This window comes from Bradyrhizobium cenepequi (assembly GCF_020329485.1).
Taxonomy (GTDB): Bacteria; Pseudomonadota; Alphaproteobacteria; order Rhizobiales; family Xanthobacteraceae; genus Bradyrhizobium; species Bradyrhizobium cenepequi.
The window spans coordinates 126,559-137,857 of record NZ_JAGKJI010000018.1; the positions used below are offsets into that span (position 1 = coordinate 126,559).

Here is an 11,299-nt window from a genome sequence, read left to right on the forward strand (position 1 = left end):
CGATGAACGGAGCCGCCGCGGGCGGCGGACGAAGTGCTTGATTTTGATCCATCAATTGCCATTTTGCCGATAAGTTGTTCCGTGAATTGCCCTCCCGCCGGGTTGCGTTACCGCCTGCATGGCCCTCAGTCTCACCGATATCGTCGAGGAAGCGCGCCTGTCGGCGCGGGCGCTCTGGGATTATGGCGACGGTTTCTTCAACCCGACCGTGCGGCTCGGCGTCACCGGGCTATCGCGCGCCGGCAAGACGGTCTTCATCACCGCGCTGATCCATGGACTGACCCGCGGTGGCCGCTTTCCGGTGTTCGAGGCCTATGCCTCGGGCCGGATCGCCCGGGCGCATCTGGAGCCGCAACCGGACGATGCGGTGCCGCGGTTCGACTACGAGAACCATGTCCGCACCCTCGTCGAGGAACGGCGCTGGCCGAACTCGACCACCGACATCAGCGAGCTTCGCCTCGTCATCGACTACCAGCGGCAAAATGGCGCGGACCGCACGCTCACCCTCGACATTGTCGACTATCCCGGCGAGTGGCTGCTCGACCTGCCGCTGCTGGGCAGGAGTTTCGAGCAATGGTCGGCTGAGAGCCTTGCACTTTCGCGCGAGCCGCTTCGGACCGAACTTGCGGCACCGTGGCATGAGCACCTGAAGACGCTAGATCCCGAAGATCGCGAGGATGAGCAGGCCGCGCTGAAGGCAGCAAGGCTCTTCACCGAATATTTGCGTGCCTGCCGTGACGAACGCTTTGCCATGAGCCTGTTGCCGCCCGGCCGCTTCCTGATGCCGGGCAACCTCGCCGGCTCGCCGGCGCTGACCTTTGCGCCGCTCGAAATTCCCATCGACGGCACCGCACCGGACGGCTCGCTGTGGGCGATGATGCGGCGGCGCTATGAGGCCTACAAGGACGTCGTGGTCCGCCCGTTCTTCCGCGATCATTTTGCGCGGCTCGACCGCCAGATCGTGCTGGTCGATGCGCTCGCTGCCTTCAATGCCGGGCCCGAGGCGCTGCACGATCTCGAAGCCGCGCTCGCCGGCATCCTGGATTGCTTCCGTATCGGCCGCAGCACGATCCTGAGTGCGCTGTTCCGGCCGCGGATCGACCGCATCCTGTTCGCGGCGACGAAGGCGGACCATCTGCATCACCAGAGCCATGACCGGCTGGAAGCGATCCTGCGGCGCACGGTGGCGAAGGCCGCCGAGCGCGCTGAATATGCCGGCGCCGCGATCGACGTGGTGGCGCTCGCCGCGGTGCGCGCCACCCGCGAAGCGCAGGTGGCGCGCGGCCGCGAAAAGCTGCCGTCGATCCTCGGCACGCCGGCGCCCGGCGAAACCGCTGATGGTGAGACCTTCGACGGCGAGACTGAGGTGGCGACCTTTCCGGGCGACCTGCCTGTTGACCCCGAGGAGCTGTTCAGGGGCACCTTCCGTGGCCTGTCCAGTGCGACGGCCGACAAGGCCGATTACCGCTTCCTGCGGTTTCGGCCGCCGAAGCTGGTGCGGGAGGGTGGCGCGGAACCCGCCCTGCCCCATATCCGCCTTGACCGCGCGCTCCAGTTCCTGATCGGAGACCGACTGCAATGAGCGAGAAAACGCCCCACCGGCGGCCGGCGACCTTCAAGCTCGACGACCCCTCCGTGATCGTGATCGACGCGGACGAGAAGGGCCGCCCCGCGCGCGGCACCATCCAGATCACGCCGGAGCCCGATCCGGCGCTATTGCCGGTACCGGTCGATGTCCCGCAGGTTGCGGCGCGCCGCGGCTTCCGCTGGGGCACGCTGTTCTGGGCCGCCGCCGGCGGATTGATGCTGCTCGGCGCAGGCCTCGGCGTCATCAACCTGATCGAGGATCTGTTTGCGCGCAACGAAGGGCTCGGTTTCGTCGGCCTCGCATTGGCCGCGGTTGCAACGGTCGCGCTGCTCGTTGTCATCGGCCGCGAGGCCTTCGGATTGGCGCGGCTGGCGACGATCGAGAAACTGCATTTGCGCGCCGCCGAAGTGCTGCTCAGCGACGACCGCGCGGCGAGCCGCGCGATCCTGGACGACCTGCTCAAGCTCGCGCACGAGAACCCGCAGCTCGCGCGCGCCCGCGCCACGCTGCAAGGCCATGCCGACGACATCATCGACGGCGCTGACATGATCAAGCTCGCCGAGCGCGAATTGATGTCGCCGCTTGACGAAGAGGCGCGCCGCCTGGTGTCGTCAGCGGCGCAGCGGGTCTCGGTCGTCACCGCAGTGAGCCCGCGCGCGGCGATCGACGTGCTGTTCGTGTTCGTGGCAGTGCTGCGCATGATCCGGCAATTGGCATATCTCTATGGCGGCCGGCCCGGCGCGCTCGGCATGTTCAGCCTGATGCGCCAAGTGGTCGCGCATCTCGCGATCACCGGCGGCATGGCCGCCAGCGACAGCCTGATCCAGCAGGTGCTCGGCCACGGCATCGCCGCCAAGCTCTCGCAGCGCCTCGGCGAAGGCGTCCTCAACGGCCTCCTCACCGCCCGCCTCGGCCTGGCCGCCATCGAGGTGACCCGGCCGCTCCCGTTCACTGCATTGCCAAGGCCGGCGCTGGCCGACTTGGCAAAGGACTTGCTACGCAAGCGCGACAAGGAGGAGTGAGGCAGCTCGTTGATTCGCCCTCTCCCCTTGAGGGAGAGGGCTGCTCCGCTGCCGGCAACGAACTCGCTTGGGTGAGGGGTTCTCTCCACACGCATCTGCGCTCGCGGAGAGAACCCCTCATCCGGCAGCCTTCGGCTGCCACCTTCTCCCACAAGGGGAGAAGGTGCAGGTCGTCGCGTCCGGCACGATCAACATCGCCAGCACGCGCCAGCGAAATAGCGGCGAATCCGGTGGCGGCGAGAGTTCGGGGGTCCAGCCGGTCAGCTTTTCCAGCGAAAAGCTGTCCATCACCATGCCGCGCCAGACGCGCTCGACGCGTTCGAGCGGCTGGCGCACAACACCTGCGGCGTCCAGGAATGGCATCTGGTTGTCGAGCTCGCGTACGACGTAGATGCCGGTGTGATCCCTGATGCGGTCCATGCCGGGATCGCGGAAGCCCTGGAAGCGCCCGCGCTCGTTGAGCTGGACCACGGGCACGCGGCCGTTGAAGAACCAGCGCAGCATCGCATAGGTGCGATAGTCAGTGGTCGCGATCCAGCTCGCGCCCTGCTTCTGCAATTGATCCTCGACCCGCGCGACGAGCTCGCGGTAGCCGGCTTCGCCGCCGATCGGATCGGTGCGACCGATGAAATTGAAGGGTGTCGCGACGTAATAAACGAACACGCAGACGACGAAGGCCATGCCGGAGATCACCGCGATCCGCGCCCAGGAGATGGTGGAGCGGATCATCCATTTCGGAAAACCTTCTCGCGGCAGCAGGGCGATGTTGATGGCGGTGGCGGCAAAGCCAGCCGGCCACAGGAACATCGGCCAGGTGTCGCCGACCCGAAGCGTCAGCGACTTCCACAGGAAATAGCAGAACGGCACGATCACCGCGGTCGAGAGCAGGATCGCGACCGGCTCGCGGGTACGGTAGCCGCGCCATGCGGTGAGCGTCACGCCCGACAGCACCACCGGCAGCACCACGAATCCGACCAGGCCGAGTTGCAGGGCGAAAAACTCACCCAAAGTGCGGAGCGAGAACGGATGGTCGGCGGTGGCGCGCACCGCCTGGAAACGGAACGAGGCCCAGTCGTGCTGATAATTCCAGATCAAGACCGGCGAGAACACGAGGATCGCGATCACGACGGCAAGATAGGGATAGGGGCTGGAGAGCCAGCGCCACCGCCAGGCCGGCACCAGCATGAACGCCACCACCGCCGGCAGCAGCATGATCACGGTGAATTTCGACAATAGCGCAAGCCCACCGAACAGCCCGGCGGCGAGCCACCAGCGCCCGTTGCGGCTTTCGGTCAGCCGCACCAGCGACCACAGCATCGCGACTGCAAATGGAGTCATCGCGGTGTCGGGTGCGATCTTCGCCATCAACAAGCCGTAATAGAGCGCGGCCTCGGGCAGCAGCAGCGCCAGCACGATCGCCCTGAAATCATGGGTGACGCGCCGGACGATGTCTGCGAGCAGCAACTGAGTTGCCAGCATCGCCAAGATGCCGGCAAAGCGCGCGCCGAGATTGGTATCACCGAAGATCGCGGTGCCGAAGCGGATGAACCAGGCGATCATGGGGGGATGATCGAGGAAGGACAGCGCGTTCTCCTTCGACCAGGTCCAGTAATAGGCCTCGTCCGTGCGCAGGTCGAGCACGGCCGCATAGACCAGGCGCAGAACCGTCATCGCCGCGATCAGGGCGATCACGACGGGCCATGGCGGCGCGGCAGGATAGTCGTCCGCGGTTGCGCGGCGGGTTTTAAGCGGGATCTTCGTCACGGCCGCGCTTTTCCTAGACTCCCAACGGAGTGTCAACGTGTCGCGGGAAAAGAATGATAGATGTTGTTCCGGTGAAAGCCGGACCGATGACAGTGGTGTGTGGTGTGGACGAGGCTGGAGCCGCGAACTCCCACCTCTCCCAAGGGAGAGGTCGGATTTCACGCGGCACGCGTGGAATCCGGGTGAGGGGTTCAGGTCTATCTGCGAGCGGACCTTCCTCGATAGACCGGAACCCCTCACCCGGATTGCATCTGTCGATGCAATCCGGCCTCTCCCACAAGGGGAGAGGCGGACTTGAGAGTGCGGAAGCATTATACGTTATGTCTATAATGGTGATGTCTAAAATGGCGTCCGAGGCCAGGACGGCGACGGTAGTCAGCAGGGAATAAGGCACCAGATTTGACGATAGTATCTACCGATCACATGGCCTCCTCCGCTCGCGAGCAATTAAGAGAATTTTTCCGCGGCATCGGCTTGCGGCAGGTTCGGCTCGCCTGCGGCACCATCCTGTTCGCCTATCTGGTCAGCCATTTCCTCAATCACGCGCTCGGCAACATCTCGCTGGAGGCGCTGGCCTGGGGCGTCGACTGGCACATCGCCTTCTGGCAATTTCCACCCATCGCTTTCATCTTCTACGGCGCGTGCCTGATACATTCCGGGCTCGGCATATGGGCGCTGTACCAGCGCCGCCAGTTCGGCTGGAAGGCGATCGAGCCGCTGCAACTGGTGCTGGGCTTGAGCATCCCGTTCCTGATCATCGCCCATATCGTCGGCGTACGGCTCGGCCAGACGCTGTACGGGCACGAGAAGCTCTATCCGCAGGAACTCTATCTGTTCTTCATCAGCGCGAAACAAAGGCTGTGGCCGATGCTCGCGGTGCTCATCATCGCGTGGGTGCACGGCTGCATCGGGCTTTATTTCTGGCTCAGGCTGCGCAGCTTCTTCAAGCGCGCGGCGCCGTTCCTGCTCGCGGCCGCCGTGCTGATCCCGACGCTGGCGCTGCTCGGCCTCTACCAGGGCGGACGCACCGTGATCGCCGACAGCGAGGATCCGGCATGGCGACACGACAACCTGTCCGCGCAACACGTCGGCACGCTGCAGCAGGCTGACATGCTCGACCGCATCACCGGCGGCATGACGCTCGGCTACGTCGGCCTGCTTGGCCTGGTGCTGCTCGCACGCGGCGCACGCGCCATTCTCGAGCGGCGCGGCGGCATGATCAGCCTGTCCTATGGCAATGGCCGCACCATTCGCGTGCCCAGGGGATTGAGCGTGCTGGAGGCTAGCCTGCGCCACAACGTGCCGCATGCCTCGGTCTGCGGCGGCCGCGCGCGCTGCTCGACCTGCCGCATCCGCATCATCGGCGACTGCAGCGTGCTGCCCGAGCCGTCGCCGCGCGAGGCCTTCGTGCTCGGCCGGGTCGGATCGACCGATCCCTCGATCCGGCTCGCCTGCCAGCTCAAGCCAACCGCCGACCTCTCCTTCTTCCCGCTGTTCAGCCCGCATACGATGTCGGCCAATGTGCATGCATCGAACCCGACGCGGATCGGGCAGGAGCGCTATCTCGTCAGCCTGTTCGTCGACATGCGCGGCTCGACGCAGCTTGCGGAGACTCGGCTGCCGTTCGACACCGTCTTCATCGTTAACCGTTTCCTCGGCGCAGTGTCGCAGGCGGTGATCGAAAACGGCGGCCAACCCAACCAGTTCGTCGGCGACGGCATGCTGGCGCTGTTTGGCCTCGCGAGCAGCCGGCAGCAGGCCTGTCGGCAGGCGCTGCGCGCGGCGGCGCAGATCCGAAACAACATCGAGGAACTGAACCAATTCCTGAGTCATGACCTGCCCGAGCCGATCCGCTTCGGCATCGGCATCCACGGCGGCGAGGTGATCGTCGGCGACATCGGCTATCGCGGCCACATGGTGTTCACCGCACTCGGCGACGCCGTCAATGTCGCGGCACGATTGCAGGACATGACCAAGCTGCTCGGCTGCGAGGCCATCTTCTCCGAGGAGGTGCGCATCACCGCGGGGATCGCAGCCGATGCGCTTCCCGAACAGGAAGTCGCGATCCGCGGCCGCAACGAGCCGATGACCGTGCGCACGGTCGACGACACGCGCACGCTGGCTGCGCTGGTCAACGGCGATCGGGTGGTTGCGGCCTGATCAGTTAATCGCGCCGATCGCGAACACCCACAGCAAAGCCCCGGCCGCACAGATGCCCGGGACTTGCCACGATTGGCCGGTCTTTTCCACGGAAATGAGCGGCAAATAGGAAAAAGGGGCGCAAAACCGCCGCGAAACGGCGTGTTTCCGACAAAATCGCGCGTGAGCTTTGCGCTACCAAGCGCGCCGCGATCTGCGTTATCCTGCGCCTTGCGAACGTGCCGGGGTGTGCGGGGACCGGCGGGTTCGTTTAATTATTTGATTTCCGCCGGAGACGACGTGAATGGCTAAAGGTACTGTGAAGTGGTTCAACCCGACCAAGGGCTATGGGTTTATCCAGCCCGCATCGGGCGGCAAGGATATATTTGTTCATATCTCAGCGGTCCAGAAGGCTGGCCTGACAACGCTCAATGAGGGACAGTCGGTCGAGTACGACGAGATCGCCAACCGCGGCCGGACATCGGCGGAGAATTTGAAGGTCTAGCATATTCGGCAAAGGTCGCACTCTCGGGGATGCGTCCGGGAGTGACGTCCAGACAGATTACGCGAGAGGGGAGCGTTCACAAGGAGCTGAGCGCGCGCATCCGCGCGTCGGCCACTTTCAGTCTTCCGTCACCCATTTGGCGACGGGCATGACGTCTGGCGGCTGCAGATAGCCGCGCGGCCAGAGATCGACGGCCCATTCCACCTTGGTGGCACGTTCGACCAGCACCGCGGTATTGTGCGGCGTCTGCAGCACCAGCGTGTTGCCGCGATAGTGCGGATCGCCGACCGTGTGATGCTTCAGCAGATTCCATTGCTGCAGCACCAGGAGCAGGCTCGTGGTGTTGCGGGTCGTGTCCCAGCAATCATAATTGTGCTTGTCGTCGAAATAGCGGAAATCGGCCTTCGCCACCCGCTTGTCGGTACCGATGATCGGGCCCATGCGGCGGTCAAACCACATCACGGCCTTCTGCACGGCAGCACGCTCGGCGGCGGCGGAGGCGCGGCCCGCATTCATGATCTGCGTCAGCGCGGCGCGGTCTGCGGCGCCGAAATCCAGGATCTCGCGGCGGCGGCAAACGAAGCCGTAGCAGACCGTCATCGCGTTCGCCGACGGCGGATAGATCGACACCGATGTGTAGAGCGCCTCGACCGCCGCGCTCATCTCGGCAGCGGGGGCCGAGCTTCCGAGCATTGTCAGGCCAGCACAGATGCCGGCAAACATTGCGCGCCTGCGGCCGTTTTGCACCGATCGATCGTTATCGCCCATGAACCCTGCACCCCGACGAGACGGCAGAATTAACGTGCGGGCCTGACCATGCCAAGGTGCCGCAGGGGAACCTGTGGATCACATCACTCATGATGACTTTGATGATTTTCGAATTATCTTTCTGATTTTGTGAGATTAATTCGCCGTTTCTTATCGAATCGGCTTGTTGGAGGAATAGGTTTGGCTTGGGTTTGAGGAAACGCCATGGCGGTCCAACACACGATTCCACCTTTCGGCGCGGCCTATGCGCCTGATGATGTCGCGATCGCGTCGCGGCTGCGGTCGGATGCGTGGCTTGGCGCGGAGCAGGACGCGCGGATCGACGCCGCCGCAACGCGGCTGATCGAGGCGATCCGCACCAATGACGATCCGCTCGGCGGCATCGAGGACATGCTGCGGGAATTCGCGCTCTCGACCAAGGAGGGCCTGGCGCTGATGGTGCTGGCGGAGGCGCTGCTGCGCGTACCGGATGCACGCACGGCCGATCAGTTCATCGAGGACAAGCTGGCGCAGGGCGATTTCGTCCATCACGAGACCAAATCGGCCGCATTCCTGGTCAACGCCTCGGCCTGGGCGCTCGGCATGTCCGCGCGGGTGATCCAGCCCGGCGAGACGCCGCAGGGCACGATCGGGCGATTGACCAAGCGGCTCGGCGCGCCGGCGGTGCGCGCCGCCACGCGGCAGGCGATGCGGCTGATGGGAAGCCACTTCGTGCTCGGCGAAACCATCGAGGCGGCGCTGTCGCGGGCGCAGTCGCAGTCGGCCTCGCGGCCGCGCTATTCCTTCGACATGCTCGGCGAAGGCGCGCGCACCGCCGGCGATGCCGAGCGCTACTTCAATTCCTATGCGCGTGCGATCGAGGCGATCGGGCGCACGGCGGGTAACCGTCCCCTGCCCGACCGACCCGGTATCTCCGTCAAGCTCTCCGCGCTGCATCCGCGCTTCGAAGCGGTGAGCCACGGCCGCGTGATGCGCGAGCTGGTGCCGCGGCTGTTCGAACTCGCGCGGCAGGCCAAGGCGTTCAACCTGAACTTCACGGTCGATGCCGAGGAAGCCGACCGGCTGGAATTGTCGCTCGACGTGATCGCCGCCGCCTTTGCCGACGATGCGCTTGCCGGCTGGGACGGTTTCGGCCTCGCCATCCAGGCCTATCAGAAGCGCGCCGGCGAGGTGATCGACTATGTCGACCAGCTTGCGCAACGCCTGAACCGCCGGATGATGGTGCGGCTGGTCAAGGGCGCCTATTGGGACACCGAGATCAAGCGCGCGCAGGAGCGCGGGCTCGACGACTATCCCGTCTTCACCCGCAAGGCGATGACGGATTTGAACTACATTGCTTGCGCGCAAAAGCTGTTGGCGCTGCGGCCGCGCCTGTTTCCGCAGTTCGCGACCCACAACGCGCTCACCGTCGCCACCATTCTGGAGCTGGCGGGCGACGGCAGCACGTTCGAATTCCAGCGCCTGCATGGTATGGGCGAGGCGCTCTATGCGCAGCTTGCCAAGGACCGTCCCGACATCGCCCATCGCACCTATGCGCCGGTCGGCAGCCACCGCGATTTGCTCGCCTATCTGGTGCGGCGCCTGCTCGAGAACGGCGCCAATTCATCCTTCGTCGCGCTCGCAGCCGACGAAGCCGTACCCGCGGAGACGTTGCTGCGCCGGCCGGCCGACATCATCGGCACGGCCGAGCACGCGCGGCATCCGAACATCCCGCTGCCACCGGATCTTTATCGGCCGGAGCGGCAGAATTCGCGCGGCATCGAATTCGGCGACCGCACCGCACTGAACGCGCTTTTGGCGGCAATTACTGCCGAAACAGTGCCAACGGCGGCGAGCCGCGAGGCCACGCCGGAACAAGCCAATGCCGCGGTCGCTACGGCGCGCAACGGTTTTGGCCGCTGGAGCCGCACGCCGGCAGAGACACGCGCGAAAATCCTCGAACGCGCCGCGGAGCTGTTGCAGCAGCGCGCCGCGCACTTCATCGCGCTGTTGCAGCGTGAAGGCGGCAAGACGCTGGATGACGCGCTCTCCGAGGTGCGCGAAGCCACCGATTTCTGTCGGTATTACGCCGCGCAGGGCCGTAAGCTGTTCGGCGAGGGCGAGGCGATGCCGGGACCGACCGGCGAGAGCAACACGCTCGTCTTGCGCGGCCGCGGCGTCTTCGTCGCGATCTCGCCGTGGAATTTTCCGTTGGCGATCTTCCTCGGCCAGGTGACGGCTGCGCTGATGGCCGGCAATTCGGTGGCGGCAAAACCGGCCGAGCAGACGCCGTTGATCGCAGCCAAAGCAGTCGCACTGCTGCACGAGGCGGGCGTGCCTGCTTCCGCCCTGCAACTCGTGCAAGGCGATGGCCGGATCGGTGCGGCGCTGGTGGCGCATCCCGACATTGCCGGCGTCGTCTTCACCGGCTCGACCGAGGTGGCGCGATCGATCAACCGGACGCTCGCCGCCAAGGACGGTCCGATCGTGCCGCTGATCGCCGAGACCGGCGGCATCAATGCGATGATCGTCGATGCCACCGCGCTCCCCGAGCAAGTCGCCGACGACGTCGTGACCTCGGCATTCCGCTCCGCCGGACAGCGCTGCTCGGCGCTGCGACTGCTGTTCGTCCAGGACGACGTCGCGGACCGCACGATCGAAATGATTGCGGGCGCCGCGCGTGAATTGAAACTCGGCGATCCCAGCGATCCCTCAACCCATGTCGGGCCAGTGATCGATGCCGAGGCCAAGCAGCGGCTCGACGCGCACATCGCGCGGATGAAGCGGGAGGCGCGGGTGCATTTCGCCGGCGCTGCGCCAGAAGGCAATTTCGTCGCGCCGCATATCTTCGAACTTGCGAGCGCGAGCCAGCTCACCGAGGAGGTGTTCGGCCCGATCCTGCACGTGGTGCGCTGCCGTGCGGAAAATCTCGGCGACGTGCTGCGCGCGATCGAGGCGACAGGCTACGGGCTGACGCTCGGCATCCACTCGCGCATTGACGACGCCGTCGATGACATCATCGCGCGCCTCGCGGTCGGCAACATCTATGTCAACCGCAACATGATCGGCGCCGTCGTCGGCGTGCAGCCGTTCGGCGGCTGCGGCCTCTCCGGGACCGGCCCCAAGGCCGGCGGCCCGCACTATCTGACGCGGTTTGCCACCGAGCAGACGGTGACGGTGAACACGGCGGCCGCCGGCGGCAATGCGGCACTGCTCGCGGGCGGGGAGTAACCAGTCTTGTAGATTCCATGGGGCGGTGAGCGTGGCCTTTCCGATAGGTTTGGGTTTCCACACTCGAACCCTCGGAGAGTCAGATGCAAGCATCGACCGTAGACACGCCCACCACCGGCCATAATGGCACAATTTTCGTTGCGATCGAACTCAGTCAGAAGACGTGGCTGGTGACGCTGCACAGCCCGGATCGGGATCGGATGTCGCGTCACAAGCTGGAGGGCGGCGATCATGCGGGGCTGCTGGGGTTAATTGAGAAGGTCCGCAGCCGGGCGGGGGAGAAGCTCGGATCGGTGCCGCGTG

General features: G+C 65.3%; 7 protein-coding genes and 1 pseudogene. 6 read left to right on the top strand and 2 right to left on the bottom strand.

Translation table 11 applies throughout. The features are described 5' to 3' along the window. The first annotated feature begins 118 nt into the window (after positions 1–118). A complete protein-coding gene (locus J6497_RS20225; RefSeq protein WP_225706034.1) occupies positions 119–1,582 on the top strand; it encodes a YcjX family GTP-binding protein in 1,464 nt (487 codons plus the stop codon). Further along, entirely contained in the window at positions 1,579–2,610 is a 1,032-nt protein-coding gene (locus J6497_RS20230; RefSeq protein WP_225706035.1) for a YcjF family protein, read from the top strand. Before J6497_RS20225 ends, J6497_RS20230 begins: the two co-directional genes overlap by 4 nt. A 117-nt stretch (positions 2,611–2,727) precedes the next feature. On the opposite strand, the gene J6497_RS20235 is transcribed toward J6497_RS20230, so the two are convergent. Next, positions 2,728–4,281 carry a glycosyltransferase family 39 protein gene (locus J6497_RS20235; RefSeq protein WP_225706041.1) on the bottom strand — a complete coding sequence of 518 codons (1,554 nt, stop codon included), beginning with the start codon at positions 4,279–4,281 and terminating at the stop codon, positions 2,728–2,730. A 516-nt stretch (positions 4,282–4,797) separates the two neighbouring features. On the opposite strand from J6497_RS20235, the gene J6497_RS20240 reads away from it, so the two are divergent. After that, entirely contained in the window at positions 4,798–6,534 is a 1,737-nt protein-coding gene (locus J6497_RS20240; protein WP_225706042.1) for an adenylate/guanylate cyclase domain-containing protein, read from the top strand. A 283-nt stretch (positions 6,535–6,817) separates the two neighbouring features. After that, complete coding sequence (locus J6497_RS20245; RefSeq protein WP_130583670.1) at positions 6,818–7,018, top strand: cold-shock protein; 201 nt, start codon at positions 6,818–6,820, stop codon at positions 7,016–7,018. 117 nt (positions 7,019–7,135) lie between these two features. Here J6497_RS20245 and J6497_RS20250 read toward each other — a convergent pair whose 3' ends face one another. Continuing rightward, positions 7,136–7,786 (bottom strand): hypothetical protein, encoded by a 651-nt coding sequence (locus tag J6497_RS20250; protein WP_376708241.1) that lies wholly within the window; start codon positions 7,784–7,786, stop codon positions 7,136–7,138. Positions 7,787–7,990: 204 nt separating this feature from the next. On the opposite strand from J6497_RS20250, the gene putA reads away from it, so the two are divergent. Next, complete coding sequence (putA, locus tag J6497_RS20255) at positions 7,991–10,996, top strand: bifunctional proline dehydrogenase/L-glutamate gamma-semialdehyde dehydrogenase PutA (RefSeq protein WP_225706036.1); 3,006 nt, start codon at positions 7,991–7,993, stop codon at positions 10,994–10,996. Positions 10,997–11,079: 83 nt separating this feature from the next. After that, positions 11,080–11,299, top strand: a pseudogene (locus tag J6497_RS20260) (hypothetical protein); the annotation flags it as partial.

What these genes read in the sequence shown, in the direction of transcription:
- J6497_RS20250 (WP_376708241.1), bottom strand. Translation starts at nt 7,786, where the DNA reads ATGGGCGATAACGATCGATCGGTGCAAAACGGCCGCAGGCGCGCAATG.
- J6497_RS20245 (WP_130583670.1), top strand. Translation starts at nt 6,818, where the DNA reads ATGGCTAAAGGTACTGTGAAGTGGTTCAACCCGACCAAGGGCTATGGG.
- J6497_RS20235 (WP_225706041.1), bottom strand. Translation starts at nt 4,281, where the DNA reads ATGACGGTTCTGCGCCTGGTCTATGCGGCCGTGCTCGACCTGCGCACG.
- J6497_RS20225 (WP_225706034.1), top strand. Translation starts at nt 119, where the DNA reads ATGGCCCTCAGTCTCACCGATATCGTCGAGGAAGCGCGCCTGTCGGCG.
- putA (WP_225706036.1), top strand. Translation starts at nt 7,991, where the DNA reads ATGGCGGTCCAACACACGATTCCACCTTTCGGCGCGGCCTATGCGCCT.
- J6497_RS20240 (WP_225706042.1), top strand. Translation starts at nt 4,798, where the DNA reads ATGGCCTCCTCCGCTCGCGAGCAATTAAGAGAATTTTTCCGCGGCATC.
- J6497_RS20230 (WP_225706035.1), top strand. Translation starts at nt 1,579, where the DNA reads ATGAGCGAGAAAACGCCCCACCGGCGGCCGGCGACCTTCAAGCTCGAC.